This is a genomic window from Chryseobacterium sediminis (assembly GCF_008386505.1).
Classification (GTDB): Bacteria; Bacteroidota; Bacteroidia; order Flavobacteriales; family Weeksellaceae; genus Chryseobacterium; species Chryseobacterium sediminis.
Genome location: NZ_VUNZ01000003.1, coordinates 547,623 through 573,803 on the forward strand (window position 1 = coordinate 547,623; position 26,181 = coordinate 573,803).

23 protein-coding genes and 1 tRNA gene are annotated in these 26,181 nt (G+C 36.7%); 13 read left to right on the forward strand and 11 right to left on the reverse strand.

The features are described 5' to 3' along the window. Nucleotides 1–6 precede the first annotated feature (6 nt). From FW780_RS17760 to FW780_RS17770, 3 genes are all read left to right on the forward strand, one after another. Nucleotides 7–91: transfer RNA gene (locus tag FW780_RS17760), tRNA-Ser, on the forward strand. Between the two features lie 193 nt (nucleotides 92–284). Beyond that, complete coding sequence (locus FW780_RS17765; protein WP_149835001.1) at nucleotides 285–2,033, forward strand: CocE/NonD family hydrolase; 1,749 nt, start codon at nucleotides 285–287, stop codon at nucleotides 2,031–2,033. A gap of 432 nt (nucleotides 2,034–2,465) precedes the next feature. Then, nucleotides 2,466–3,245, forward strand: a complete 780-nt coding sequence (locus FW780_RS17770) for a CPBP family intramembrane glutamic endopeptidase (protein ID WP_149835002.1) — start codon at nucleotides 2,466–2,468, stop codon at nucleotides 3,243–3,245. 103 nt (nucleotides 3,246–3,348) lie between these two features. On the opposite strand, the gene FW780_RS17775 is transcribed toward FW780_RS17770, so the two are convergent. The 3 genes from FW780_RS17775 to FW780_RS17785 form a co-directional block, all read right to left on the reverse strand. Beyond that, the gene (locus tag FW780_RS17775) at nucleotides 3,349–4,293 is read right to left on the reverse strand and encodes an MBL fold metallo-hydrolase (protein WP_149835003.1); all 945 of its coding nucleotides are present in this window, start codon (nucleotides 4,291–4,293) and stop codon (nucleotides 3,349–3,351) included. 195 nt (nucleotides 4,294–4,488) lie between these two features. Further along, nucleotides 4,489–5,610: an agmatine deiminase family protein gene (locus FW780_RS17780; protein ID WP_149835004.1), complete on the reverse strand. Its 1,122-nt coding sequence runs from the start codon at nucleotides 5,608–5,610 to the stop codon at nucleotides 4,489–4,491. 70 nt (nucleotides 5,611–5,680) lie between these two features. Next, on the reverse strand, nucleotides 5,681–6,505 hold the full coding sequence (locus FW780_RS17785; RefSeq protein WP_149835005.1) for an AraC family transcriptional regulator: 825 nt from the start codon (nucleotides 6,503–6,505) through the stop codon (nucleotides 5,681–5,683). A gap of 166 nt (nucleotides 6,506–6,671) precedes the next feature. On the opposite strand from FW780_RS17785, the gene FW780_RS17790 reads away from it, so the two are divergent. Together FW780_RS17790 and FW780_RS17795 are read left to right on the forward strand one after the other, a co-directional pair. Beyond that, complete coding sequence (locus FW780_RS17790) at nucleotides 6,672–6,920, forward strand: hypothetical protein (protein WP_077414800.1); 249 nt, start codon at nucleotides 6,672–6,674, stop codon at nucleotides 6,918–6,920. A gap of 1 nt (nucleotide 6,921) precedes the next feature. Further along, complete coding sequence (locus tag FW780_RS17795) at nucleotides 6,922–7,329, forward strand: YybH family protein (protein ID WP_149835006.1); 408 nt, start codon at nucleotides 6,922–6,924, stop codon at nucleotides 7,327–7,329. Nucleotides 7,330–7,404: 75 nt separating this feature from the next. On the opposite strand, the gene FW780_RS17800 is transcribed toward FW780_RS17795, so the two are convergent. The 4 genes from FW780_RS17800 to FW780_RS17815 form a co-directional block, all read right to left on the reverse strand. Further along, entirely contained in the window at nucleotides 7,405–8,859 is a 1,455-nt protein-coding gene (locus FW780_RS17800; RefSeq protein WP_149835007.1) for a sigma 54-interacting transcriptional regulator, read from the reverse strand. 61 nt (nucleotides 8,860–8,920) lie between these two features. Further along, nucleotides 8,921–10,060 carry a vWA domain-containing protein gene (locus FW780_RS17805; RefSeq protein ID WP_149835008.1) on the reverse strand — a complete coding sequence of 380 codons (1,140 nt, stop codon included), beginning with the start codon at nucleotides 10,058–10,060 and terminating at the stop codon, nucleotides 8,921–8,923. A 264-nt stretch (nucleotides 10,061–10,324) separates the two neighbouring features. Next, nucleotides 10,325–12,094, reverse strand: coding sequence for a flavin monoamine oxidase family protein (locus tag FW780_RS17810; RefSeq protein ID WP_149835009.1), 1,770 nt, complete (start codon nucleotides 12,092–12,094; stop codon nucleotides 10,325–10,327). Between the two features lie 13 nt (nucleotides 12,095–12,107). Beyond that, nucleotides 12,108–13,295 (reverse strand): FAD-dependent oxidoreductase, encoded by a 1,188-nt coding sequence (locus tag FW780_RS17815; RefSeq protein ID WP_149835010.1) that lies wholly within the window; start codon nucleotides 13,293–13,295, stop codon nucleotides 12,108–12,110. A gap of 714 nt (nucleotides 13,296–14,009) precedes the next feature. Between FW780_RS17815 and FW780_RS17820 the strand changes: the two genes are divergently transcribed. The 4 genes from FW780_RS17820 (at nucleotide 14,010) to FW780_RS17835 (ending at nucleotide 18,322) form a co-directional block, all read left to right on the forward strand. Beyond that, entirely contained in the window at nucleotides 14,010–15,716 is a 1,707-nt protein-coding gene (locus FW780_RS17820; RefSeq protein ID WP_241676934.1) for a sensor histidine kinase, read from the forward strand. Continuing rightward, the gene (locus tag FW780_RS17825) at nucleotides 15,694–16,347 is read left to right on the forward strand and encodes a response regulator (RefSeq protein ID WP_174774471.1); all 654 of its coding nucleotides are present in this window, start codon (nucleotides 15,694–15,696) and stop codon (nucleotides 16,345–16,347) included. Before FW780_RS17820 ends, FW780_RS17825 begins: the two co-directional genes overlap by 23 nt. Before the next feature lie 471 nt (nucleotides 16,348–16,818). Further along, entirely contained in the window at nucleotides 16,819–17,217 is a 399-nt protein-coding gene (locus FW780_RS17830) for an ACT domain-containing protein (RefSeq protein WP_149835012.1), read from the forward strand. Nucleotides 17,218–17,374: 157 nt separating this feature from the next. Beyond that, complete coding sequence (locus FW780_RS17835; protein ID WP_149835013.1) at nucleotides 17,375–18,322, forward strand: alpha/beta fold hydrolase; 948 nt, start codon at nucleotides 17,375–17,377, stop codon at nucleotides 18,320–18,322. A 186-nt stretch (nucleotides 18,323–18,508) separates the two neighbouring features. On the opposite strand, the gene FW780_RS17840 is transcribed toward FW780_RS17835, so the two are convergent. Together FW780_RS17840 and FW780_RS17845 are read right to left on the reverse strand one after the other, a co-directional pair. Beyond that, nucleotides 18,509–18,904, reverse strand: a complete 396-nt coding sequence (locus tag FW780_RS17840; RefSeq protein ID WP_149835014.1) for a VOC family protein — start codon at nucleotides 18,902–18,904, stop codon at nucleotides 18,509–18,511. A 101-nt stretch (nucleotides 18,905–19,005) separates the two neighbouring features. After that, the gene (locus FW780_RS17845) at nucleotides 19,006–19,692 is read right to left on the reverse strand and encodes a Crp/Fnr family transcriptional regulator (RefSeq protein ID WP_149835015.1); all 687 of its coding nucleotides are present in this window, start codon (nucleotides 19,690–19,692) and stop codon (nucleotides 19,006–19,008) included. A 373-nt stretch (nucleotides 19,693–20,065) separates the two neighbouring features. Here FW780_RS17845 and FW780_RS17850 point away from each other — a divergent pair, with 373 nt between their 5' ends. Beyond that, the gene (locus FW780_RS17850) at nucleotides 20,066–20,791 is read left to right on the forward strand and encodes a YoaK family protein (protein WP_149835016.1); all 726 of its coding nucleotides are present in this window, start codon (nucleotides 20,066–20,068) and stop codon (nucleotides 20,789–20,791) included. A 48-nt stretch (nucleotides 20,792–20,839) separates the two neighbouring features. Here the strand turns inward: FW780_RS17850 and FW780_RS17855 are convergent, their stop codons facing one another. Next, a complete protein-coding gene (locus FW780_RS17855; protein ID WP_149835017.1) occupies nucleotides 20,840–21,655 on the reverse strand; it encodes a DUF4249 domain-containing protein in 816 nt (271 codons plus the stop codon). Nucleotides 21,656–21,658: 3 nt separating this feature from the next. After that, the gene (locus FW780_RS17860) at nucleotides 21,659–23,989 is read right to left on the reverse strand and encodes a TonB-dependent receptor (RefSeq protein WP_149835018.1); all 2,331 of its coding nucleotides are present in this window, start codon (nucleotides 23,987–23,989) and stop codon (nucleotides 21,659–21,661) included. A 417-nt stretch (nucleotides 23,990–24,406) separates the two neighbouring features. On the opposite strand from FW780_RS17860, the gene FW780_RS17865 reads away from it, so the two are divergent. From FW780_RS17865 to FW780_RS17875, 3 genes are all read left to right on the forward strand, one after another. Further along, complete coding sequence (locus FW780_RS17865; protein ID WP_149835019.1) at nucleotides 24,407–25,009, forward strand: TlpA family protein disulfide reductase; 603 nt, start codon at nucleotides 24,407–24,409, stop codon at nucleotides 25,007–25,009. Nucleotides 25,010–25,046: 37 nt separating this feature from the next. Next, the gene (locus FW780_RS17870; protein ID WP_149835020.1) at nucleotides 25,047–25,610 is read left to right on the forward strand and encodes a Crp/Fnr family transcriptional regulator; all 564 of its coding nucleotides are present in this window, start codon (nucleotides 25,047–25,049) and stop codon (nucleotides 25,608–25,610) included. 100 nt (nucleotides 25,611–25,710) lie between these two features. Further along, a complete protein-coding gene (locus FW780_RS17875) occupies nucleotides 25,711–26,100 on the forward strand; it encodes a RidA family protein (RefSeq protein WP_149835021.1) in 390 nt (129 codons plus the stop codon). Nucleotides 26,101–26,181 lie beyond the last annotated feature (81 nt).

Below are 26,181 nucleotides of genomic sequence, written 5' to 3' on the forward strand. Positions count from 1 at the left end.
GTTTAGGGAGAGTTGGCAGAGTGGTCGATTGCGGCAGTCTTGAAAACTGTTGACTGTAACAGGTCCGGGGGTTCGAATCCCTCACTCTCCGCAAAAGGAGACGTTCAAAAATGAACGTCTCCTTTTTTTATGTTTATACCTACCTGTCCCAAATCATTGAAAAAGGAATCTCTGCAAATATTTTTGATTGGGATTTATTTTTAACACTTTGCTCAATTAAATGTAATAAATCGGGGATATGATTGTCTTATAATAAATACCTGTTAATCAAAATCATCCGTTTTATGAATAATTACAAAAAAATTTTTATTTTGCTGTTTATTATATTGGCTATGATTGATGTTGATGCTCAAAAGACATTATCTCCAAATTTTAGGAGTCAGGATGAAGTCTATGATATTCAGGACAGCATTATGATCAGAACGCGTGATGGGGCTCTACTCTCTGCTATTGCTGTTCGTAAAAAAGGTGATACAAGACCTAAACCTGTTATCCTGCAATTTACCATTTATGTTCGTGATAAAGACAGGGATTTACAATCGCTTAAAGACGCTGTAGATAGAGATTATATTGGTGTAATCGCTTATACAAGAGGTAAAAGATACAGTCCCAATGAAATATACCCATACGAAACCGATGGAAATGACACCTACGATATTATTGACTGGATCAGTAAACAATCCTGGTGCAATGGAAGTGTCGGAATGTACGGAGGAAGTTATAATGGGTTTACACAATGGGCTGCAACCAAGAAAGTTCACCCTGCACTGAAAACGATTGTTCCCTATGTTGCTAACCGGCCGGGAATGGGATTGCCTATGGAAAATAACATTTTCATCAACCCGAATTATGAATGGTCTTTTTATGTTGGCAACAATAAATATCTGGATACAGAAACCGGCAACAATAGAAACCGGTTCAGAGCAATGATGTTCAAATGGTGGGAATCCGGAGCTGCCTATAAGAAAATGGACAGTATTGATGGAACACCTAACAGATTGTTTCAACGTTGGATAAGCCATCCTGATTTCGATGATTACTGGCAAAAGATGGCTCCTTATAAAGAAGATTTTGCTCAGATAAAAATCCCGGTTTTGGCTTTTGATGGTTATTATAATGATTCCCAAAATTCAAGCCTATATTATTTACGGGAACTTAACAAATACAGTCCGGATACCCCTGCATATCTGGTGATAGGACCTTATGGGCATTTTGGAACCCAGATAGGAGGTGAAGAGATGATCAATGGATATAAAATAGATCCCTTGGCCCGCTTTAATATCAAAGAATATACTTATCAATGGTTTGATTTCATATTAAAAGGTGGTAAGAAACCTGATTTTTTAAAAGATAAAATTAATTATCAGGTTATAGGTACAGACCAATGGCGTAGCGCCCCTTCCTTAGATGCCATGCACAATACATATCTGAAATTCTATTTGAGCAAAAACAAATTAGGGAAATTCTATTCTTTAAGCTCCCATCAACCTAAAAACTTAGAATACTTTAAACAAGAGGTCGATTTTTCCGACCGAAAGAGCAGTAATAACGATTATTATCCGGATCCAATTGTTCGAGACAATATTGATGGTAATGGTTTGGTTTTCGTTACTGAACCCTTTGAAGAACCATTTCTTATTAATGGCTCCTTTCTCGGACAAATAAATTTAATCTGTAATAAAAAGGATCTTGATATAGGTCTCACGCTATATGAAGTTACTGCGGAGGGTAAATATTTTCACTTGTCTTATTATATTGGTCGCGCAAGTTATGCAAAAGATCCTGCCAAGCGCACTCTGTTGACACCCGGAAAAAAAGAAAGCATACCTTTTTCCAATACCCACCTGATAAGTAAGCAACTCCAAAAAGGAAGCAGATTGGCAATTGTACTTAATGTTAATAAAAATCCTTTTTCCCAGCTTAATTATGGCACAGGTAAAGAGGTGAGTGAAGAAACAATTCTCGATGCCAGAGAACCCTTAAATATCCAATGGTTTAACAGCAGTTTTGTTGAAATCCCTATTTTAAAATAAAAACATTTTAAGCAGAATCTACTAAAGTCAATTTTTTACATTTGGACGGTTAAATAAAATTGATCCTATTAAAAAGGGAAAATCAATAGTGGGTTTCTGAAATTTGAAAAACATATTCTGTCATTTATTTAATATTGCTTAGAAAACTCAAAAGAGGTATCGGGAGTTCGACATGACTCTCTCCCCTTAGAAACAAAATGAAACCTACTGATTACCAGTAGATTTTTTTTATGGGTTTTTCTCCTCGCATTTTTCCATATTTCTTACAAAAGTAACTTTGATTTTTTAAATTATATGGTACCAAATCTTTTATTGATTAATCCATCACACATTGTTATTTTTCAAGCTTTATTTTTTTTATAACATAATTATTTGGTTTTTAATTGTATATGTAATTTTTTTGTAAATTCAAGCAGTATAAATTCTTACCTAATGAAGAATACCTGGATCTATTTTAAGATAATTCTATTTTATCTTTTGAGTATGCTATTGTTTGCATTTTCTAATGCTATTTGCAAGACATGGAAGTTTCCAGAATTATTCTCACTTATATTTGCAACAGTATTAACGTGTGGATTGATTTATATTTTTATACGCTGGGATAAAATTTCATTAACGCAAATAGGTCTCGGGGGTAAAAAAAGCTGGATATCAAAGTTTTGTATTGGGGTTTGCATTGGAGTGGTGGTGGTAGGGATAATGACCTTGATTATTACTAATTTAACCGATATAGTTTTTAAAAGATCACCGAAATTTCAGCCAGGCCAATTTGCTTTATACATTCCACTTTTCCTTTTTGTAGCTCTTCGGGAGGAGCTTACTTTTAGAACATATATGTTGTGGAGGCTTAATGATAAAATAGGTCCAATATTAAGCTTAACCTGTGTTACAATGGTATTTATTGCGGAGCATATGATTGCTGGTTTAACCTTAAAAAACGCGCTGATCGGCTCGGGATTAGGTGCATTGCTTTTTGGAATCGCTACTTTAAGAACAGGAAATATCGCTCTATCTACTGGTTTGCATTTTGCGTGGAATTCAGCGCACTGGATGTTCGGCTTTAAGGACAATACTGGATTATTTATTGAAACAGTAGCTAAAGGCAATGAGAGTCAGGGTGAAATCGTTGCATATATGGCGTATACCGCTGTGATGCTCCTTGGAATTGTAGCGGTTATCCTGATATCAAAACCATTTCAGCATACCCGGTGAAATCGAAAAGGTATCAGAGAGTTTAGCAAACTTGAATAAAACAAAAACGCCTTAAATCATTTGATTCAAGGCGTTTTTTATTGTGAGATATCTCAAATTTATTTTATGGCAAACTAATCTTTTTGCCCTGTTCCGGGAAGATATAATTTACTTTTAAGGGATTGTTTTTTAATAACTCTTTTTTGATAATTTCAGGATTATCACCCGTTGGTTTTCTATGAGTAACAACGATGCTGAGTCCCTCAAGGTTGTTTTGTCCGGTTTTTTCTTTCAGCTTGCTGAGTTCTTCAGTCAGAAGATTAGGAGTAAGGTGGCCAAACAGCAGATGTTCGGGCTGGCTGTTAGGGAAAGAAACTTCAATTAATATGGTGTTTAACTGTCTTTTTTTAACAAGTGGAGCTATAGTGGTCCAAAGATTATCAAGACGTTCGGACTTTTCTATGCGGTCAGCTCCTGTATCTCCCAGATAAAGAAGGTAATGATTGTCTCTTCTTACCAATGCTGCACTGCTTTTATAAGGATTTACATGACTCAGTTCGTAACCTGTTATAAAAAATGGGGTTTTAGGTGCCGGAATTTCGGTTCCTTCCTTAAGTTCATTATAATGGTATTTTCCAAGGATCGGTTTTTGGCCCTGATCGGCAAAATTAATCCAGGTATCTGTGATAAAATAATGATTTTGTAAAATCTGAATCACCGGAGCTATAGCAAAAATATCTTTTTTAGAATCTGCCGGAGAATTGATAATGAGTCCGGATAAATGATCCAAATGACCATGTGATACAAAATATCCTTTTATCTGATCTTTTAAAACTGTTTCTGCAGAACCGTCAAGGCTTTTCAGTTCAATAGCTTTTCGTATTCCTGCATTTACGGTACCTGCATCAAGGCAAAGAAATGCATTGTCTTTCGGAGCGCCTACCAGATAGGCAGATAAATTGTCTTCCTGCTCTCCACCATAAATCCCTAAGGGAATGACATCAAAATTCTGTGCGTGGCAAACAATATTCAGAAGAAGGGCCAATAAAGAAACTGCTGTTTTTTTCATAATACTTAAACTGGAAACCATCCTTTACCGGATGAACAGAGCAAATTTACGCTATTTTTTGGCGACTGCCTTTCAGTTGTATTAACAAATAGGGCATAATTAAGTTAAGTATTTAAGAATCTGGTTAAACAACTTTGTATATAAATGATAAAGCCCGCCGAACAATCAGCAGACTTTATTTAATGGGAATATTGTTTATTGTGGCTGCTGCTGTGTTACACAGTGTACCATTCCGCCATTGGCAAATAAGTTACGGCAGTCTATTCCAACAACCTGTTTGCCGGGATACAGCTGTTGGATAATATTGTTGGCAACAACATCATTTGGATCATTATAATTAGGAACCAATACACGGTTATTTGCGATATAATAATTGATGTAAGAAGCACGGCCTACATTTTTTCCGTAAGTGGTTATCACGTCGTTTCTTGTTAACGGAACTTTTACAAACTGGTAAGGAGAACCATTTTTCGCGGTAGCATCATATAATTTATCAATATCACCGTCCGGAACCTGCCAGTAAGCAAGATCATCAGGGCTCATGGTGATAATAGTAGACGAATTGGCAAATCGAGCAAAACCGTCAATATGCATATCGGTGATATCAAGACCTGCTTTTCCATTCAGCCAGATAAATTTAGTTACCCCTAAATTTTTGGTAAATATGGCTTCTGCCTGTTGTTGAGTCATCCCCGGATTTCTGTTGTTATTGAGGATAGAACTTTTACAAGCCATCAATACTCCGTTCCCGTCAATTTCTACACTTCCGCCTTCATTGATCATTACTGAGTTGAGATTGATTTTTGGAATATTGGTGTCTGCTGCTATTTTTGATGGAATTGTGTTGCATTTGCTGTAATCTGCTTTATTACCCCAGCCGTTAAATCCCCAATCCTGAATGAATAACTGCCCGTTTTGATCTTTTACATAGATTGGACCATTATCTCTTACCCAAAAATCATCTGTCTGATAAAGTTTGAAATTGATATTGGTAAGGGAAACTCCGGCACTGTTTAATAATCCTATAATACGATCTTTTTCTACCCCGTCATAGGCTATGATATGAACCTTTTCACTCTGTACCAGTTCTTTGGTCATTGCGACCCAGGTTGCATCCAGCCGGTTGCGGTAAGTAGTTCCATATTGATATTGATGTGGCCATTGAAGCCAGGTTCCTTCATGCGTTGCAGATTCTTCCGGCATTCTGTAAACGGGAGTTCCCGGATTTGTACTTCCTGAATCTTCTGTAGGTTCTGTTTGGGAACAGGCAATTAAAAGAGCAGGTAATAACAGGAACATGATTTTCTTTTTTTGCATAATTGATCTATTTTTTAACAAGGCAAAATTAGATGGATTGAAATGCTAAAACTTGTCCCAAATTGACAACTTACTTCAAAGGTAGCAAAATATAAGTCAGCTGTTCTTCCTGATGCTCTTCCTGTTCAGTATGTCTTTCATATTTTTCTATGATAGGAGAGTGTGAAAACTCAAGACCTGAATTAAAAATCCAGCGGGAATAGATTTTAGTGTAAGTTTCGTCTATGGTTTCATAGCTGCCCATATGAGTAAAACGGGCATACTTACCCCCGAAAATTGTTTTTGAAGGCAGTTTTTTGTTGGCAGATTGTGTAGAAGAACATGCATCATACCGGCAGTTGATTTCTGTTTTAATCAATGGTTCGTCTGCTATAACACCAAAATATGCTGTTCCGGAATCAGGAAAATTGTTTTTCATGAAGTTTTTCCATAGTACCTCAATTTCTTCATTATTATAATAGGTTTTAATGCTTTGATAGTATACCTGAAAGGGTTTAAGATATACAATTTCCGGTTCCAGTAATATGTCGGAAGTTACCGGAATAATTTCATCTCCACAAAGGAGCTTTTCCTTACTTAATCTCGCTGCTTTGGGTGAAATCCCGAAGTGTTGTTTGAAAGCCTTGGAAAAAGAAGCTATATTGGCAAATCCCACTTCAATAGCAATGGAGGTAAGGTTTTCCTGAGTATAAAGAATTCTCTTATAAGCATTTTCTACCTTCAGTCTTTGCTGGAAAGCACCTATGGTCTCTCCACAGCTGTACTTAAAAATACGCTGAATATTCCGGTAAGAATAATGAGAGACTTCTTCCAGTTCCTTTACAGAGACGGGCTGATCATAATTCTTTTCCATGAAATTGATGACGCTGTAAATGCAGTTCAGATTGTCTTCCATAAGCTTTGAAGTTTTCAGAAATAAGAGGTCTGAAATACATTACAAATAAAAGAAATAAAAAAATATCACAGCAAAATTGTATTTTAGCTTTTGGTAAAAATAAACCTGAAACCATGATTTTTGCCATTTTAAAACCCAAAAACAACCCAAAAACTTGAAATAAACCATGGAAAAAGAATTATCACAATTAACCGACCATGAATTATTAGAAAAGAAAAAAGAAATCAAATCCAATAATATTCTCAATGCTGTACTTTTGGGAGTAATGGTTGGTATTTCGATTTACAGTACTATAACTGGCGGTTTCGGATTTTTAACTGTTTTGCCATTATTTTTTGTAGGTTCTATTGCTAGCCGCTGGAATAAAAATAAGAAACAATTAGAAGAAGAATTAAACTCCAGAAACCTGAAATAAAATGCAGGAGTTTAACAGAAAAACAGAAGTGGGAGCGGTAGCCTATTTCCGTTACTGTATAAAAAACGGAGATGCTGCAGGAGCATTAAGCTGTTTTCATCCCGAAGCGGTCTATATAGACAGGGATGGGAGAGAGCTGAGAGGGCTGGCCCAGATAGAACCGGCAATGAATGAAATCTGCAGATTAAAGCTGGATATTCAGGGAGAAGTTCCACATGTGATTGTTGTGAATGATCTTGCCATGTGGCTTGATCAGTGGGAAATGACGGGAATTGCTCCGGACGGACACTCTATACACATGACTGGTCATACTTCCAGCATTATGAAAAGGGATGAAGATGGAGAATGGCTGTGGCTGGTTGATAATCCTTTTGGTTCCGCTATACTTAAAAATGATAATATGGTGTAAAGTCTTTCAGAAACAAATAAAAAACCTTCAGATCAGTTCTGAAGGTTTTTGTATTTATCTGTCGGATATTGATTTTTAATTACGCAAAAACTGGCCAATTCCAGGCGAATCAAAAGTAAAGGCATTTTGACTTTCAGATTTATCAATTTTGTTACTGATGGTTAATGCCCATAATACTAGTTCTTTACAGAAATTCTGATCTTCCGGACTTAGGTCAGAAGTATTTTCTTCCACTACAGCAGCCAGAGGGGCTATCTTATCGAGCTTAGCATAAAACTCTTCATCCGTATCATTATAATTAAGTTCTAAATGATTTTTGTTGAACCATCTGATCAGGTCGGTATAAGGAGTTTTGATCCCTTCTTTTTCAAGTTTGGAGATGCGTGGGAACAGACTTTCAAATTGGGTCATAACCGCTTTATCAATCAAAATTTTGGCTACATAATCTGCACCTTCCTGTTCTCCTTCATATACCAGCTCAATTTTTCCTGTGATGGAAGGAATGATGGACATAAAATCTAGCAGGCGGACAGTGGTTCGTTCAGCTCCGGATTCAATCAAACGTAATTTAGCGGCTGCGATTAAGTTCTCCATAGCGCTGATGGTCAGACGCGCACTTACGCCGCTTTTTGCATCTACATATTCACTGATGCGTGCTGCAAAAGCTACTTCCTCCAAAAGATCTTTCGCCAGGTCAGGAATCTGTATCTGTGCTTTATCTTCAGCAGAAATCAATGCTTCCTGTTCTGTGATCTGTCTGGCAAGAGCAATTGTTTTTGGATAGTGGGTGAAAATCTGAGACCCGATTCTGTCTTTCAATGGCGTTACAATGCTTCCTCTGTTGGTATAATCTTCCGGATTGGCTGTGAAAACAAACTGAATGTCAAGTGGCATTCTCAACTGGAAACCACGGATCTGAATGTCTCCTTCCTGCAAAATATTAAACAGGGAAACCTGAATACGGGCCTGTAGATCCGGTAATTCATTTAAAACAAAAATGGAACGGTTGGCACGCGGAATCATTCCGTAATGTAAAACACGCTCGTCAGAATAAGGAAGTTTTAAAGTAGCCGCTTTAATGGGGTCTATGTCACCAATTAAATCAGCAACATTTACGTCAGGAGTAGCCAGTTTTTCATAGAAACGGTGAGAGCGGTGTACCCACGAAATCGGAGTTTCATCACCCAGCTCAGCAATGAGATCTCTGGCAAATTTTGAAATCGGATGAAATGGACTGTCATTGATTTCTGATCCTTTTACAATAGGCATGTATTCATCCAGCAGATTGACCATGCTTCTTGCAATTCTTGTTTTTGCCTGTCCGCGTAAACCCAGTAAATTGATATGGTGACCGGCAAGAATGGCTTTTTTCAATTGGGGTACCACGGTGTCTTCATAGCCCCAGAGTCCTTCAAATACTGGTTCTTTAGCTTTAATCCTGGCTATTAAATTCGCCTGAATTTCCTCGTTAATTGTTTTATGGGTATAGCCGGAGTCTTTTAATTCTTTGAATGTAATATCGTTTTTCATTTTCTTGTACTACTAATTATCTGGTGATATTTTTATTGTTTTAAAGTCTGAAATCAGATCTTTATATTCTTCTTATTCTGTTTTTTTCGTAATCCTCGAAGATCATTTGTCCTAAACCTGAGAGTCCTGTCAGAAATGCTTTTCCTTTGTTCTGAGCTGTAAACTCTTCTACAAACTGACGCAGATAAGGATCTTGGGCAATCATAAAAGTGGTGATAGGGATTTTCAGTTTTCTGGCCTGTGCTGCTCTGTTGAGGCATTGGTTAACAATTTTTTCATCCAAACCAAAACTGTTCATATAAAACTCTCCGCTGGGCAGCTGGATACAGCTCGGTTTTCCATCGGTAATCATAAAAATCTGTTTGTTGGTATTTCTTTTCCTGCGAAGAATATCCATTGCCAGCTCCAGACCGGCTACGGTATTGGTATGATAAGGCCCTACTTTTAAATAGGGAAGGTCTTTGATCTTGATGGGCCATGCTTCATTTCCAAAAACAATGATATCAATGGAGTCTTTGGGGTATTTCCGTTTAATCAGTTCCACAAGTGCCATGGCAACTTTTTTCGCTGGTGTAATACGGTCTTCACCATATAAGATCATGGAATGGCTGATGTCGATCATCAGAACGGTACTCATCTGTGCCTTATGCTTGGTTTCTTCTACAATGAGGTCATCTTCCGTAAGGCGAAGGTCTGAAATTCCGTTATTGATCTGGGCATTTTTTAAACTTTCAGTCATGTTTACGGCTGCAAGATCATCCCCGTATTGGAAGGAGCGGTTTTCGCCATCTCTTTCGTCACCAATTCCTGTTTTGCTGGTGCGGTGATTTCCGGCTCCGTTTTTTTTAAGTTTTCCAAATATTTGATCTAAAGCATATTCACGAAGGGCTGCTTCCAGTTTTGGAGTTAATATATTTTTACCTTTACCGCTTCCAGTATTGCCTTCTTCAGGATCTTCTTCTTTGATATAGCCCCGTTTTTTCAGATCTTCTTCAAAATCCTGAAGGGTATATTCATCATTGAAAATGTCATATTCCTTATCAAGCATATCAAGCCATTCAAAGGCTTCTTCAAGATCTCCGGAAGTGTGGGTGAGCAAATCTTTGAAAACATCAAAGACCCGGTCAAAATGCGATAATTCCTCAGGCACATGTTTGCTGAATATAAAGCCTTTCTGAGGATTAAAATTTTTATCTGTCATAAGATGATGAAGCTGTTTTGCTGTTATTTGCTTTTGAATATTTCAGATAATCCAAAAATTATCAGGAGTATTCTTTATTTCGTTTCAATCTGAAAAGTTAGGAAAATATCACTTCAAGATTCCTCCTGAGAAATAGAAAAAACTAATGGTGGTGATATGAAATTAGAATATAATATCAGATTGTGTAGACTGTAAATGCGATAAAGCCCCGAAATACTCCGGAGCTTTATCTATACACATCATCTTATTATTATGTATTTAAGATTACCAACCTAAATAATAATCACGATCCAGCCAGTAGGGCCAGTCTAATTTAAAATGGGTCTGAAGCATTTTTTCAGCTTCACAGAAAGCACCTTCCACCCAGCCTTGCTGATCAGAATAAGCTTCTCCAATAATGTGGATTTGCTCATCCATCAACGGTTTTCTCATATATGGCATAACATCTTTCACGGAGAAACCTGCTTTCCAGGCGTGGTATCCTGCACCATAAGGATCGTCTGTCCAGTCTCTAAAATAAGTTACATAAGGTTGCGGAATTTCTACACCATGTAATTCTTTCAGCTGGTTTATCAATTCGTTGACCATGAACTCTGTGGCCTGAACATCGTCAAATTTGTGCAATTCTTCCATGGATGTAGACTTGTTAGCTCTTACTTTGAAAAGAACTTTGTCGTCAGATAGCGCTTTCCAGAACGTTTCCGTTTCCATATCACCATAACTTCCCAGCAACATTGAATTGTCGTTTTCAGGATCAGTACCGAAATAATAGCACTGTCTCATAGGTAAGTCCGTAATGGAATGCCCGGAATCAATTCCCAGATCTCTCCACCATGGACGGTCAAATCCCATTAGGATTTTAAAGGCAGGCTCCATAATAATAGAACGGATATTTTCATTCAGTTTCTGATGTCTGTTAGCATCGAAAAAGAAGTTATTCTGATCCAATAATTCAAGAGATTTTCTTGGCATACCCAATACCAATGAATTGGCATACACTTTCCAGGTTGTATTGCTCTGTATATTCAGGAAAGTAAGTTCATATTTATGAGTATGAATCAGATGATGGTCTTTGGTGAAAGTAATCAGCTTATTTTCAGACCATATGCGGGCTCCGTCATGTTCCATATAAGCGTTGGCTACTGCATAAGCAATGCTGTCATATCCTTCTTCAATGGTTTTGTAGATAGTACCGGCAGAAAAATCTCCTACCATGTACGGAAAGGCCTCAGCAGAATTCCAGTTGATGGTATTGGAATAGTATCCTCCGGCATTCGCTAAAAATTCATATCCTTCCTGGGAAACCTGATCTTTGATTAAGTTCCAGAAACCGATATCATTTACCAGACGTTTGTCATAAGGAGAACCCGGGAAATTGTAGATCATTCTTGGTTTGATGGCATCCCAGTCTCTACTGGTCAGCTGGAAAGAGTAATCATAGCCATTAGGGTCTGCAATAATCAGTTCTTTATAGTTTTCTGCTACCCATGGATCTGACATTAAAACATTGTAAATGATTTTATTAAATAGCTGATCAGAGCTGAAACCTTCATCATTTTCATTCAGGTAATATCGGGTAATCAGTTTGTTATTAAGTTTTTGTTCCTCTGTCCAGGCACTCTGTTTGAAACGCTCTTTTCTGATGTACATTAGAAGTTTTTCAGGCTCTCCCATAGGAAATGGAACAGGAGTCATCTTATCCTTTAGTACAGGTGTTCTTTTGTCTGGGTCCTCTTTCAATGGATACCCTTCGATCAATGTGGTTACAATTTGCTGAGAAGTCAGATAACGCATTCCTCCAAGCTCACCCCAAAAATTCATTCCCGGCATAACTACGGACTCAAGTCTTCCGCCTAGTCTGTTGCTCATATCAAAGACCTGTACTTCATGAGCTTTATACTTATTATCGGTTACCAGACGAAAAGCAGTGTATAGTCCGGAAGTTCCGGCACCAATAATGGCTACTTCTACTTTCAGATCGGGCTGCATCCCCGGATACAACGGGGTATCTTTATTGACGTTTGTTTGATTCATGGTTTATAATTTTTTAAAGTGCTAAGAAATATTTATATCCTAATCGGAATGGGGTAATGTCAAAATCGGTATGTCCGTCTAAGGCAAGATCAGACATGATTTTACCTAAGAAAGGGGTGAATTTTGCGGCCCATCCTGTGGCATAGACCACAATATTTTTATGGTTGGGTACATAAGGAGGTGCAAAATCAATTAATAATTCTTTATTGGGAATTGTACTCAATGCGATAAGACATGTTGAGGTATATTCCGGTTCGATGTTCAGCCCCGTCATGTGGTTTTCAATCCATTGCGAAGTATAGGCAAGTTCCTGAGGGTTGGGAATCAATGTTCTGTCACTTGGTTCTTCTAAAGGGGTGATGACAAAGTCCGGTGCTACGCGGATGTATTCCGGATGATCCCATTCAACGGAAGGGAAACCATAAAACTGATTGCCGTTATCTCCTGTTGCATTCTGGAACACAAACCAGGTTGGATACTGTATCGTAGGATCAGTCTTTTTGAAATAAGCAGAAGACATATTCCAATAAGTAGCTTCTATTTTAAAATCCAGTAAGTTGATAACACTGTTGATGTAGGGCCCCGGGATAATGGCCAGCTTTTTGGCGATATAAATTCCGTTGGGCGTGGTAAGTTCAAAAAGTTCACCGTTTTGTTTGATTTCAAGCACAGGAGAATCTTCCCTGAGTTCTACGGTTTCTTCTTTCTGGCAAAGGCTTAAAAGCGTTTCAATAGTTGCTTTAAAATTAATGCTGGCGCCATCAGGCTGAAACAGACCAACATAATTATCCGGAAGGTTTTTGAAATGATACTGTTCTTCAATCTCTTTTGAAGTTAAGTTTGTATAGGGAACACCTAAAGCTTCTAAAGCTTTCTCTGCTTCAGCAATATTTCCTTCGGTAGAATGTATTTCAGGATCTCCAAACCAGAGAGTGCCTACTTTATCCAGCAATTGGGTATCGGTCTTTTTTTGAAGTTCATCCCAATAAGGCTGAGAATCCAAAGCCATTTGTACCATATATTCATCCGGATACGGAATCCGGAACTGGCGGGATACTCCTGCAGAGCTGCCCAGCTGATTCACAAAAGTGTATTGTTCCAATACCAAAGTCTTAGCCTGGCGCTGACCAAGATGGTAGGCCGTTGCCAGACCTATTGCTCCTCCGCCAATGACGATTACGTCGTAGTTTTCTGTAATCATAGGTTATTACGTTTTTATTTTTATAATCGTATTGAAGAATTACAGAAAGTAAAGACAGCAAAAAGTAGAGTGTACCACCATTGCTGGTCTTCAACAATCTCTGAATCCCATTCATACGATAGATGATGTGTAGAGATGAATCTGCCGGTACATGTTAATATCATGGTTACCCATGGGATATTGTCACTATTAATAAGCATTTCAAAGTAACAAAGAAGAGGGTATATGTTCTTAGAGTGTAAATAACCAATTGTGGTATCTAGTAGAAATACTTAATGGTATAAAAACTTTATTCAGTAAGGGAATAATGATCCTTCAAAATGACTGAAATGGTGAGTGATTATCTATTGTTTTTTCACACGTTATTGATGATATATTATTCGCTAGATATAATAAAACAGGCAGATACAGAATATTTTACAGAACCCAGCTTTTTGCAATTGATCTAAAAAAATGGATTTACGTAAATAAAACTGAATGTTTATATGGCAATTTGATATAGAAAAAAATTAAATTCTATGGGTTTTGTCAAATATTCATTATTATAAGAAGACAAAAATTAATTTAACTTTGCAGATTAGATGATATACTGCTATTATGAAATTATTGAAAATAATAGTATATTGTTGAAAGCTAATATCTAATGGACTTATGTAGTCAGGAAATTGATTTAACTGATAAACAAATATGAAATATAAATTCTTAAATTTTAAATTGAGAAAACTTGTTCATTACTCATTGATCCTTTGTATTTTACTGATACAGGTCATTATCGCCATATTTTTTTATAATGAATTTGTCAACGGGAAGAAGCTGAAGTTTATTAAAGATCAGCTTGAAGAAACCCGTGCATTGGGCGGATTGACGGATAATTCCAGAAAAGATTTTATGGATGCTCAGGATTATCTTCAAAAATATATGGCTACTCAGGATAATAATGATCTGCAGCTCTATTTTCAATCGTTGAGAAAACTTAAAACCAATTTTGATAAGATTGGTGAATATGAAAATACAAGTCCGAGGCTCAAAAAGAATCTGGCAGCTCACAGTCAGGATATTCAGAAGACTGAAAAACTGAAAACACTGATAGATTCAGTATACCAGACCTCTTTGAACCCACCTGCAAAAATTGAAGATAAGCAGTATGAACCGGCAAAGTATAAAAATGATTTTGAGGATCTGAAAATCCAGACCCGTACCTATGCCGATACTGTTAAAAAGAAAGGCTTTTTCGGTCGTTTAAAAGATGCGGTAACAGGAAAAGTAGATGTTCAGAAGGAAAGTACGGTAATCACAATGACCAACAATAAAACCATAGATCTTTCTCAGGTAAAATCCAAAATGGATAACACAATAAAGTCTATGGATAAGCATTATGCCGCTGAAGTAAAGAAGGTACAGTTGCTTGCCGCTCAAAATCAGAAAAATAATCTGCAGTTTTATAGTAACTTCAGTAAGTTGCTTGTTTACAGTAACGGATTGATACAGGTGTATGAAAATGCCATCAAGGATTTTAAAACAGAACTGGAAAAGGAATACAACGAACAGAGTTCCAATAATAATACAATCAGGACTTATCTGGTATTGGGATTGATGATTCTTATGTTTATCGTATCCATTCTGATCATGTATTTTACTAGAGTGGCATTTATATATGAACAAAAACTTAACGCTGCAAATAAAGAGATTAAAAAGAATCTTAATTTTAAAAACAGAATTCTGGGAATGCTGAGCCATGATCTTAGATCTCCGTTAAAAATTATCAATATTTTTATAGATAAGATCCACAGAACTACAGAGGATGAAACGATAAAGGATTATCTTAAATCTATCAAGTTTACAAACAGTACTCTGCTTCTGCAATCTAACCAGATCCTGGAATACACTAAAAATGAAAATGCTGAAAAAGAACTTATAAAATCAGTTTTCAATCTTAAAGATGAGATCAGTTCTATTGTGAAGGTAATTACACCTTATCTGGAAACCAGAAACAACAGATTTGTAGTAACAGACAGAATTCCTGAAGAAGTAGAAGTTTATTCGGATAATATAAGAATCAACCAGATTTTTATGAATATTATTGGGAATGCCAACAAGTTTACAGAAAACGGGCAGATTGATCTCGTGATGGCCACAGAAACTATAGGTGAAAATCAAATTTCCCTGATTACAACGGTAGGAGACACCGGAGTAGGGATATCAGAATCTGATCTTGGTAAAATTTTTGATCCTTACTATCAGGGAATGGTATCTGATGAAGTAGATAATCTGGGAGCAGGACTTGGTCTTAACCTGGTAAAAGAAATCGTAGAGCTTTTCGATGGCGATATATCAGTGGAAAGTAAACTACACAAAGGAACAAAAGTGACATTCAGGATCAACTTAAATAGTAATAATAATGGAAACGCCAATTCAAAATAAAGAGATTATTTTCCTGCTGGCAGACGATCACAGCATTGTGCGCCAGGGAATGGAAATTGTTATCAGTGATATTGTTCCCAATGCTAAAGTGTATCAGACTTCATCTTTACACCAGGTATTGGAACTGATAGAATCAAAAGGGGTTGAAATGGCCATCATTGATGCCCATTTTCCGGACGGAAACAGTCTGCATATTCTGCCTCAGATGAAAAGTGTGAATCCTGATCTTAAAGTTTTGATTTTTACAGGACTTGAAGAGGATCTGCATGGCCTTAAATTTATTAAAGCGGGTGCTAACGGCTACCTGAGCAAATTGAGTGAAGAGGAAGAGGTAAGGGAAGCGATTACAACTTTTATAGAGAAAGGAGAATATTTTTCTGAGCTTTTGAGAAATCTATTGGTGCAGCTTGTTTATAATCCGGATCTGATAAGTCCTCTCAACAGTCTGACCAAAAGAGAACTGCAGATTGCAGAACTCTATGCCGAAGGATATGGAAACCTGGAAATATCAAACAGCTTGAATATCAAACAGAATACAGTAAGCACAATCAAAAAAAATATCTTTGAAAAACTGAAGATAGAGAATATGGTTGAGCTGGTAGAACTCATTAAAACGCACCATAAACTATAGCAGTCCGTAGGACATTTTTCACTTCGTATAGTCAGAGAATTTGATTTTATCGATAAATATCTATAAGTGAATCGAGATGTATCGATGAGGTTTATAGAGAATTTTATTTTGTAATGTTGTTCCTTTGTACTGTGAAATTTAAGTAATGAAAAAGCAACTGAGAAATGCTTTTCAATTGATAAGATTTCATACACAAAACAACAAATGATTATAACTATACATTTAATAAACGATAGTTATAGAGACACAAATGATGAAATTAATAAAAACACTGATGAAATTAAACGGAGTGATGAATAACCTTCAGCGGGCTTCTTAAAAGCCAAATGAAAAAAACACAAATACATATAAAGAGGTTCAGTTGACAGGTTACAATTACAAAACAAAAAAGAAGGCGCACAGCCTTCTTTTTGTTTTTTATCATTTGATAAACAGATGCTGTAATCTATATCTTAGTTTTGTACCAAAAAGATGACAGGAGAAAAAGATTTAGCCGTTTTGCTTCAGAACATGGAACCCGTATTAAATACAGGAGAATATGTGTTTTGTACTGTTGAAAACCTCAGTGAGTTACCGGATATAGAAAAGGTCTTGTTTTTCTTTAGGGAAGCTGAGGCGGTTACCATTGTTTTAAAAAAAGAAATAGCAGATGAATGGAATATGATTTACAGTTATATTGCTTCATGGATTACTCTGAATATTCATTCTTCCCTGGAAGCTGTAGGGCTCACTGCTGCCTTTGCAAATGCCTTGAAACAGGAAAATATCAGCTGTAATGTAGTGGCTGCTTATTTTCATGATCATATTTTTGTAGCCAAAGAAGATGCTGAAAAAGCAATGAGAACTCTCCATGCATTGAAAAATGGTTAAGAAGTTTCAAAAATCATCTTTAAACTTTCCATTTGTAATTTTCACCTTTAAAAATGTCTAATTGAATTCCTAAAATGTCCTGTTGATAATACTTTTAAGTGTTCTGCCTGTTTTTGTGTTTTATGTTTGCACCATAATCAAACAAAAATAAACTACAATGAAAACAATCAGAAAAATCTCAGCTGTTAGCCTATTATGCTTAACTCTTTTTACCGTTGTGACCGTGTCCTGTACTGAAGAAAATGAACCTCCCACGGTACAGGAGGTACAAAACAGAGACCATCAAACGGCCAAAACCCAATTCATAAACGTTAAAGGAAATGCCATTGCATACCGCGTTTTAGGAAAAGAAGAGGGAATTCCGCTGGTACTTCTGCCAGGATTGGGAGGTTCAATGGATGACTGGGATCCTGCTGTGACCGATGGACTGGCAAAAAAATTCAAAGTAATTATCTTCGACAATAAAGGAGTGGCATCTTCAAAAGGAGTTACTCCCAATACTATTCAGACAATGGCTGATGATGCTGTCGATTTTATCAATGCGCTGAATCTGAATAAAGTGAATATCATGGGATTTTCAATGGGGGGATTTATTGCTCAGAGAATAGTGCTGACTCATCCTTCGCTGATTAATAAAGTGATTTTAACCGGAACTGGTCCTCAGGGAGCCATCGGATTATCAAACTTACCTAATATTGTTGCAGGAACAGCGGGCCTAAGTCCTGAAGCTTCCTTCCTGAAATTCGGATTTACAGAATCGGCTCAAAGTATAGCGGAGGGAAAAGCCTCTTTTGCAAGAGTTCAGCTTCGTACAAAAGACAGAGATGTTCCGTTAAATGATGCTACTTCAAATTCGCAATTTACAGCTGTGTTAAGCTGGGCTCAACCCAATGCTGATGCTCTTACAGAAATACAAAATATCAAAAACCCTGTACTGATTGTTCATGGTGAAAATGACCTTCCCGTGTCTGTTCAGAATGCTAAAAATATGGCTCAGAATTTAGATCAGGCAGAATTGGTGATTTTCCCGGATTCTGGACATGCCTCTTTCTATCAGTACCATGATACTTTTGTAGGGAAAGCAATTGAGTTCCTTGGGAAATAAAATTTAATTTTTTTAATTATAACAAAAAGAGACTGTCTCAAAAGTGTCATTCTGAATGAAATGAAAAGGAGTGAAGAATCTCATATGTTCGGTTACTAATAAGATTCTTCCTTCGTCAGAATGACAAAAGCCAATTTATTTGACTTTTGAGACAACCTCTTTTTATTTTTTATTGAAGGGGGTGACTTAGCTGAACTTTTGCACAGCTTCCACACTTACCGGAGTGAAAAAGTTAATCATGTTTCCATCCGGATCACAGAACAGAAGTGATCTGTTTCCCCATGGCATTGTTGTAGGTTCCTGAATAATTTCGGATGCTATATTTTTAATTCTTTCGTATTCTTCATCTACATTTTTAACCATAAATTCAATAATGGTTGATTTTGTTCCTGTAAATTCTGTAAGACCTTCCAAAAATAGTTGCATCGTTCGGGTACTTCCAATCGCTATAGTTATGGAATCTGCGGAGAGTTCTGCAAAATCTTCAGTATACCATCTGGCAGTTGCTCCCATGATTTGTTCGTAAAATTCTACTGCCGCTTTGATGTCTTTGCTGATGAGTCTTAATGAGGTAAGTTTCATAAGGTATTTTTTTGTTTAAACTAATCTTAAACAAAGGTAATAGAGAGTTATGACAACAGGTTGTCAGTAGGAAATCTGAACTTTTAGACTAAATTATTTTACTAATAAAAATTAGCGATATGAATTAACTGCTTGAAGTCGATGATCTGTATTTTACGGCCTTCAGATCTGATAAGTTTTTCCTGTTTAAAATCATTAATAATCCTGGCTAAGGTTTCTCTGGCTGTCCCTACCATATTTGCCAGATCTATACGGGAAAGGGAAATGAATACTTCCTGATCAGATTCATTATTTGATTTGTACTTATCATGAAGAATAAGCAAACTCAAAGCAGCTCGTTCTCTTACCGTGCGATGAGATAAAACGGCAATAAGATTGGCCATAACACTGAATTCATGGCTTAAAGATTTCAGCAACAGTCTTGAAAGTACTGATGACTGACTTAGGATATCCAGAAAATGGTCTTTTGAAATGAATGAGATAACAGAATTTTCTAATGTAGAGGTAGTGTCTCCATAAGATTCATTGCTCAGAATAGCAGAATATCCGAAAAATTCACCGGAGCTGTAAATGTAAATAATCTGTTCCCTTCCGTCATTGTCAACCTTATATTTCTTTATTTTCCCTTCATTGAGGTAGTAAATACCATTAGGTTTTGTCCCGTCAGTAAATATAGGCTCATTTTTACGATAATTTCTGGTTTTCATTGCACCTGTAAGCAGATTTTTATCATATTCAGGGAGTTCATCAAAAAGATACTGATTATTAAAAATAAATTTTGAGATCATAATTTTTCTATACGGACTATTGAATAAAGGCTAGTTTTTTTAACTTAAATCACATTTTAAACTGATGCAGATCACCAAGTTTTTCTCCTAAACGAATTACTTTTACAAAAGTAATAAAATTGATTTTTAATTAAGAAACAGAACATTTCAGAGCGTCGCAGAGAAATTGTTCTACTTTCTATAAAAGCTTGTAATTTATTACTTAAGAATACAAAAAAGATATAGTAGATCTATAAAAAAACACTGGATAAATATTTAAGCGGACATGTTTTTCACAGTTTGAAACTGACATTTCTAAATTTATTTTTTTTACTTATTTATTTTATCCAGCTGTTTTTTTGACAATAATGCACAGCTCTTATAGAGATTTAAAATGTTCAGACATAGAGGAAGAAACAGAACTTATTTTCACAACCTTAAGCTGGCATCAGCACTTTCATTCGTTGCAGGAATAGTGAATATTGTAGGCGTTTTATCCGTTAAAGTGCTTACAACCAATATAACAGGACACTTTGCTTTCTTTTCTGAAGAGATTCTTCTGGATCATTACAATGAAGCACTTACTTACTTTCTGTTTATAATCTGTTTTCTGAGCGGAGCTTTTTGTTCCAGTTTTTTAGTTGAATTCTCATCAGGACACAGAACTGTTCGTCCGCATCTCATCCCGTTAATAACCGAAATTCTGATATTAGGATTTGTAGGAATATCAGATTTTGAGGAATTAAAAATCTCTTTATCTCCTTATATCACTGCAGGTCTTTTACTTTTTGCAATGGGTGTTCAGAATTCATTGGTTACAAGAGTATCACAGTCTGTAGTAAGAACAACACATCTTACAGGATTGTTTACAGATCTTGGAATAGAACTTTCAAAACTGTTTTTTAAAGAAAGAAAAAATGAGCAGAGACAGCTTAAAAAGAATATTACCCTTAAGCTGGTCATCATTGCCTGCTTTTTTTCAGGATGTATTATTGGCGGTTATAGTTATAACACGATTCAATTAAAAACACTGATGATAGCTGCAGGGTTATTGTTCTTTGTTATCCGATATGATAAGCTTTTGTACAGGTATTATGCCTTGAAAAGAAAATTGAGATAAGACAAAATAAAAAAGGATATTCCATTCAATGAAATATCCTTTTTAAATTTATGGAGTTACAGGCTGGATCACAAAAGTCTCCGTATCTGTGGTATGGGCGGAAAAATAGCCCAAAGCTCCATTGTTGATATTACTTGGTGGATTGGCTGGAGTAGTACCTCCGCCATTGCCTCCGGAAATCTGAAGCAAAGCACTATAATAAGTGAATATATTGTTATCAATAGACTGCATCTCTACATGAATTTTATCTCCCACGATCACTTCATGGTCTCTGCCTTTGTTATCGTCGTTAGGCAGAATCAGTGGCTGTTGGTTAGGCATTCCGTTATTTACATTGTCTGAAAAGGTATTCATGTATTTTTTAGGGAGATCATTGATCGTAAAACTAAAAAGATAGCGGTTACCAAGCGGCATCGGATCAGTAAAGATCGGTAAAAGGGTATAAGTGGTTTTGTCACCGAATTTGAACGAACTCTGTTCAAGCCCGTCAAAATGAACAATTTCAGGCATGCTGCTCTGAGCGGTATATTGTTTCCCTTCCGCCTGTATTTTCAGAGTATAGGTTCTTCCAGGCTGGCCCACAAAAGTGGTGGTCTGATACATTCCATTTCCTGCATACTGAAGAGTTTCGGTTTGGCCCGTATCATCACTTAAAATAACCTGCGCTCCGGTTACAGCCGGATACTGGTTAGGATCTGAAAAACCAACTGATTTTGTAATTTTTACGGTGTAAGGCCCCGGCTGATTGGTTACATTTCCTTCAATGACAATATTTCCGCTCTGATCATTCAGATCCAGATCGATCTCTTTTTCACAAGAGGTTAATGCAAAGAGAGATAATATGATATAAAAAGTATTTTTCATGATTTAAAATTTGAAATTATAAGTGATGTTGGGTACCCAGCGGAACAAAGAAGTCTGCATTGCGCGTGTTGTTCCGGGACGGTCAGGATTATCTTCAAAATTGATTGTGTAGGCATTCTCTCTTCCGTACAGGTTATAAATACCAAATGTCCATGAACCACGGAATCGCTTGTTGGAAGTTGGTTCATAAGTCGCACTCAGATCCATTCTGTGATAGGCAGGCATCCTGTCAGCATTTCTGTTGCTGTACTGGAATATAGTCTGACCGTTCAGCTCATATTTTCCGGTAGGGAAGGTAACGGCATTTCCTGTGCTGTAAACAAACAATCCTGAAAAGCTCCATTTCGGATTAAGCTGATAAGTGGCAACAATGGATAGATCGTGGGTTTTATCCATTCTGGCATTATACCATTCGTTATTATTAATTCCGTTGATCTTTCTTTCCGTTTTAGAAAGAGTATAGGAAATCCATCCTGTAAGTTTTCCGCTTTTCTTTTTAGCAATAAGTTCAAGACCGTAAGCTCTTCCTTTCCCGAACAACAACTCACTTTCTACATCAGATCCGGCATCAAACCCAATCTGAGCCCCGTTTTTGAAATCGATTTGATTTTTCATGTCTTTATAATAAACTTCAGCATTCAATTCATAATTATTGTTGTTGAAATTTCTGCTGTAGCCCACACTGATCTGATCTGCAATTTCAGGTTTTACCGTATAGCTGCTTCCTATCCACTGGTCGGTAGGATTTCCGCTGTTACTGTTGCTTAAAAGGTGAAGATTCTGAGTGTTTCGGGAATAACCTCCTTTCACACTGCTCACTTCATTGATGCGGTAGTTTGCACTAATTCGCGGTTCAGGATTCACATACGTTTTCCCAAATTTCCCTTTCTCTAAGAATTTACTGTCGGTAAGTACTCCGTTTTCATACGTATTGAAAGTATCTCCTCCCAATACACTGAATATCGCAAGCCTTACTCCGTAATTGATGGTTAACTTTTCCGTTGCTTTAAAATCATCGTTGATATAAACCGCATTCTCCCATGAATATCTCGGATTCCTTGGAAAGCTGCTCACCGTAGTACCGGAGGCACTGCTTGGAGTAAGCGTATGATAAATAGACTGAAGACCAAAACGTACAGAATGCTTGTTCCCGGCAAACCAGGTAAAGTCCTGTTTAAGGTTCCAGTCACGTATTTTTGAATTTAAATCAAATACAGTATCATCATTTTTCAGACTGATTTTGTAATCATAATTGCTGTAGATGAAAGATGTATTGGAGAATAATTTGCTGCTGATAATGCTGTTCCATCTCAAAGTGGCTGTTGTATTTCCCCAGTCTGTATTGAAAGTATCTCCCAATCCCAGAACATCTCTTCCGAAGTATCCTGAAAGGTAAATACGATTGTTTTCGTTGATCTGATAATTGGCTTTCAGGTTCAGATCATAAAAGTATAACTTGTTGTCTTTATAATCTTTGTTGGTTTTAAGAAACAAATCGGCATATGTTCTTCTTCCCGAAACAATGAAGGACGATTTTTCCTTCTGGATAGGACCTTCTACACTCAGCCTGCTGCTGATAAGACCGATTCCTCCATTCAGGTTATAGTCTTTATTGTTTCCGTCTTTCATTTTTACATCCAGAACGGAAGAAAGTCGGCCACCGTATTGGGCGGGGCTGTTTCCTTTAATAATGCTGGCATCTTTCAGGGCATCACTGTTGAATGTACTGAAAAAACCAAGAAGGTGAGAGGCATTATAAACCGGAGCTTCATCCAGCAGGATCAGGTTTTGGTCGGTAGCACCACCTCTTACACTGAATCCGCTGCTTCCTTCACCGTTACTTTTGATACCCGGTAAAAGTTGTATGGTTTTCATCACATCCTTTTCCCCAAAAAGAACAGGGAGCTTTTCTATACTTTTTATATTTAACGTTTCTGCTCCCATTTGAGCAGATGTTAAATTTTTATCCTTTTTAACAGCGGTCACCACTACTTCGTCAATGGCCTTTGTTGTCTCCTCCTGAGGAAGAAGAGGGAGATCAAGTTTCACATTCTGATCTACTTTGATCTGCTGTTCAAAATCTTTATATCCCGGATTGGAAATAATGACGGTATAAGTACCCGCAGGCAGTGAAAGAGAATAAAATCCATACTCATTGGCTGTAACGTTGATGGTAGGATCTTCACTTACTTTTACCGATACTCCGATTAACAGCTCACCGTTTTTTTTGTCTTTTACAGTTCCACTTACAGAATAGGTTTGTTGGGCTATTGCCAGGGTACTGAAACAGAGCGCTGCGGTGGCAGCGGTAATTTTTAAAAAGGATGTTTGCATTAGTTTATTTTAAAGTAGTAGATCTCTTGTATAGGAATTAATATTTTATTGATGTACGATTAGTTGGATGAACAGGGAATTTGTTACATGTAACAAATTAATTATGAAATAAATCCATTGAAAAAGTGTGTTTTTAAAAATGGTAAAAGCAAGAATAAAATAAGACTGTTACATAAAAAATAATATTATGCATTGTATATTGATTTATTAATCGTTTTTTAGTCGGTTATGTTAAAAAATAAATTATTAACGGCTGTTGTGTGAACTTTATTGCTGCCTGTTATGAAAATTATACACCTGAACATTTAAAGAGCTTTTATATTTTGTGATGTAAAGTTTTTTTAGCTTAAAAAGGCCTCTTCAGAACTTTTGATCGGAATTTTAGTCTTATCTTGGCTAAGAATTAAGAGGAAGAGTATGGAAAATGTAAAAATTTGGATCAGAAAAAATGGCTCTACTGCAATATTGACCCTATTGTTCATTGTTGTATTGGTAAATAAAGATGCAAAGGCATGGCTGATGAGACAGGTTGCTTCCACGGGAATCTTAAATTCCAGTATATCAGAACCAAAAGAGCATCTAAATAATTCAGCACGGGTTTCCTACGCCGGATTTATGGTGAAAAATGAAGATGGAACCGTTATTAATACTTCTGATTTACAAAACAAAGTAGTTTTCATTAACTTTTGGGCCTCATGGTGTCCTCCTTGTAGGGCAGAGTTTCCCTCCGTTCAGAAGCTTTATGATCAATATAAAAACAATCCGGATATGGTATTTCTTACCGTAAATCTTGATGATAACACTGCTCTTGGAAAATCTTATTTAAAAGAAAAGGGATTTACCATTCCTTTTCTGGTGCCCGCTGGTAATATTCCTGATGTACTTTACAGTGGATCATTACCTACAACAGTTGTGCTGGATAAAAAAGGTGACATCCGTCTGCATCATAAAGGATTGGCAGATTACAGCAAAGATTCTTTTTATAAACAGATAGATGAGCTGTTGAAACAAAAATTTTAATTGTTTAAATTGTATTTTTATATCATAGGAAACAGACATGCTGCATTTGCTAAGAACCCATATTGAAAAAATTATACCTCTTAATGATGATGAATTTGAATTCATAGCATCCTGTTTTACCTATAAAAAATACAAGAAACATCAGTTTTTAGTGCAGGAAGGAGAAGCTGTCCCTTACAATTATTTTGTATTGAAAGGTCTTCTGAAGCTGGTTTATACTGACGAAACCGGAAAAGAACACATTATAGGATTTGCGATGGAAGACTGGTGGGAAACAGACTTTCCGGCTTACTATCAGCAGACTTTGGCAACGATGTCTTTAGAGTGTCTCGAAGATACAGACGTATTGTGTCTTCAGTTAGAGGATTATAAAAAGCTCTGTGCCCGTCTTCCAAAACTCGAACATTTCTTTCTGGAAAAAGCATATATGGGATTTATTACTGCTCAGCAGCGTACTATTTCTATGATGACAACAGGAATAAAAGAAAGGTATGACCAGCTTTTGAAAAAGTATCCCTCTCTTGTCCAACGTGTTCCGAAATCTCTTTTAGCCGCTTATTTAGGCGTTTCCAGAGAAACTTTGAGTCGGCTGCCATTGTAAAAAAGTGATCGGGCTCACATCATAATCGTGATCCGGATCACAGGGATTTGCTGTATTTGTTCTGCAATTTTGTACTGTAACAAATAACAAATTCGAGACAATGGAAAAAAGAACAGTTAACCCATGGAAATGGCAGGATGAGAGAAGTTATTCTCAGGCGGTAGAGGTAAAAAACGTTGAAAGTACTTTATATTGCTCCGGACAGGCAGCTATTGATCCTGATGGAACATCCAGTAATAAGGATATGAAATCTCAGCTGGAACAGGCTATTGCCAATCTGGAAGAAGTGATCAGCACAGCAGGATATGAATGTAGTGGCATAGTAAGATTAAATATCTATACAACTTCTACGGAAGAACTCTGGCCTTATTTTCCTATTCTTCAGGAGTGGATTGCCCGACATAAAATTCAGCAAGCCGTAACGATGCTTGAGGTAAATGGTTTGTCTGAAACTTTAAAGGTGGAACTTGAAGCTACAGTCGTAAAATAAATGATAAACAGAGTTTAAAAATTTAACCTTCAAATTATATTTTGAAGGTTTTTTCTTACATTTATCCTATACCAATACAAT

Coding starts and splice junctions, on each gene's coding strand:
- FW780_RS17785 (WP_149835005.1), bottom strand. CDS start 6,505: ATGGAAGACAATCTGAACTGCATTTACAGCGTCATCAATTTCATGGAA.
- FW780_RS17870 (WP_149835020.1), top strand. CDS start 25,047: ATGCTGCATTTGCTAAGAACCCATATTGAAAAAATTATACCTCTTAAT.
- FW780_RS17780 (WP_149835004.1), bottom strand. CDS start 5,610: ATGCAAAAAAAGAAAATCATGTTCCTGTTATTACCTGCTCTTTTAATT.
- FW780_RS17825 (WP_174774471.1), top strand. CDS start 15,694: ATGGAAACGCCAATTCAAAATAAAGAGATTATTTTCCTGCTGGCAGAC.
- FW780_RS17835 (WP_149835013.1), top strand. CDS start 17,375: ATGAAAACAATCAGAAAAATCTCAGCTGTTAGCCTATTATGCTTAACT.
- FW780_RS17830 (WP_149835012.1), top strand. CDS start 16,819: ATGACAGGAGAAAAAGATTTAGCCGTTTTGCTTCAGAACATGGAACCC.
- FW780_RS17850 (WP_149835016.1), top strand. CDS start 20,066: ATGTTCAGACATAGAGGAAGAAACAGAACTTATTTTCACAACCTTAAG.
- FW780_RS17775 (WP_149835003.1), bottom strand. CDS start 4,293: ATGAAAAAAACAGCAGTTTCTTTATTGGCCCTTCTTCTGAATATTGTT.
- FW780_RS17765 (WP_149835001.1), top strand. CDS start 285: ATGAATAATTACAAAAAAATTTTTATTTTGCTGTTTATTATATTGGCT.
- FW780_RS17805 (WP_149835008.1), bottom strand. CDS start 10,060: ATGACAGATAAAAATTTTAATCCTCAGAAAGGCTTTATATTCAGCAAA.
- FW780_RS17875 (WP_149835021.1), top strand. CDS start 25,711: ATGGAAAAAAGAACAGTTAACCCATGGAAATGGCAGGATGAGAGAAGT.
- FW780_RS17810 (WP_149835009.1), bottom strand. CDS start 12,094: ATGAATCAAACAAACGTCAATAAAGATACCCCGTTGTATCCGGGGATG.
- FW780_RS17840 (WP_149835014.1), bottom strand. CDS start 18,904: ATGAAACTTACCTCATTAAGACTCATCAGCAAAGACATCAAAGCGGCA.
- FW780_RS17815 (WP_149835010.1), bottom strand. CDS start 13,295: ATGATTACAGAAAACTACGACGTAATCGTCATTGGCGGAGGAGCAATA.
- FW780_RS17800 (WP_149835007.1), bottom strand. CDS start 8,859: ATGAAAAACGATATTACATTCAAAGAATTAAAAGACTCCGGCTATACC.
- FW780_RS17845 (WP_149835015.1), bottom strand. CDS start 19,692: ATGATCTCAAAATTTATTTTTAATAATCAGTATCTTTTTGATGAACTC.
- FW780_RS17795 (WP_149835006.1), top strand. CDS start 6,922: ATGCAGGAGTTTAACAGAAAAACAGAAGTGGGAGCGGTAGCCTATTTC.
- FW780_RS17770 (WP_149835002.1), top strand. CDS start 2,466: ATGAAGAATACCTGGATCTATTTTAAGATAATTCTATTTTATCTTTTG.
- FW780_RS17860 (WP_149835018.1), bottom strand. CDS start 23,989: ATGCAAACATCCTTTTTAAAAATTACCGCTGCCACCGCAGCGCTCTGT.
- FW780_RS17855 (WP_149835017.1), bottom strand. CDS start 21,655: ATGAAAAATACTTTTTATATCATATTATCTCTCTTTGCATTAACCTCT.
- FW780_RS17790 (WP_077414800.1), top strand. CDS start 6,672: ATGGAAAAAGAATTATCACAATTAACCGACCATGAATTATTAGAAAAG.
- FW780_RS17865 (WP_149835019.1), top strand. CDS start 24,407: ATGGAAAATGTAAAAATTTGGATCAGAAAAAATGGCTCTACTGCAATA.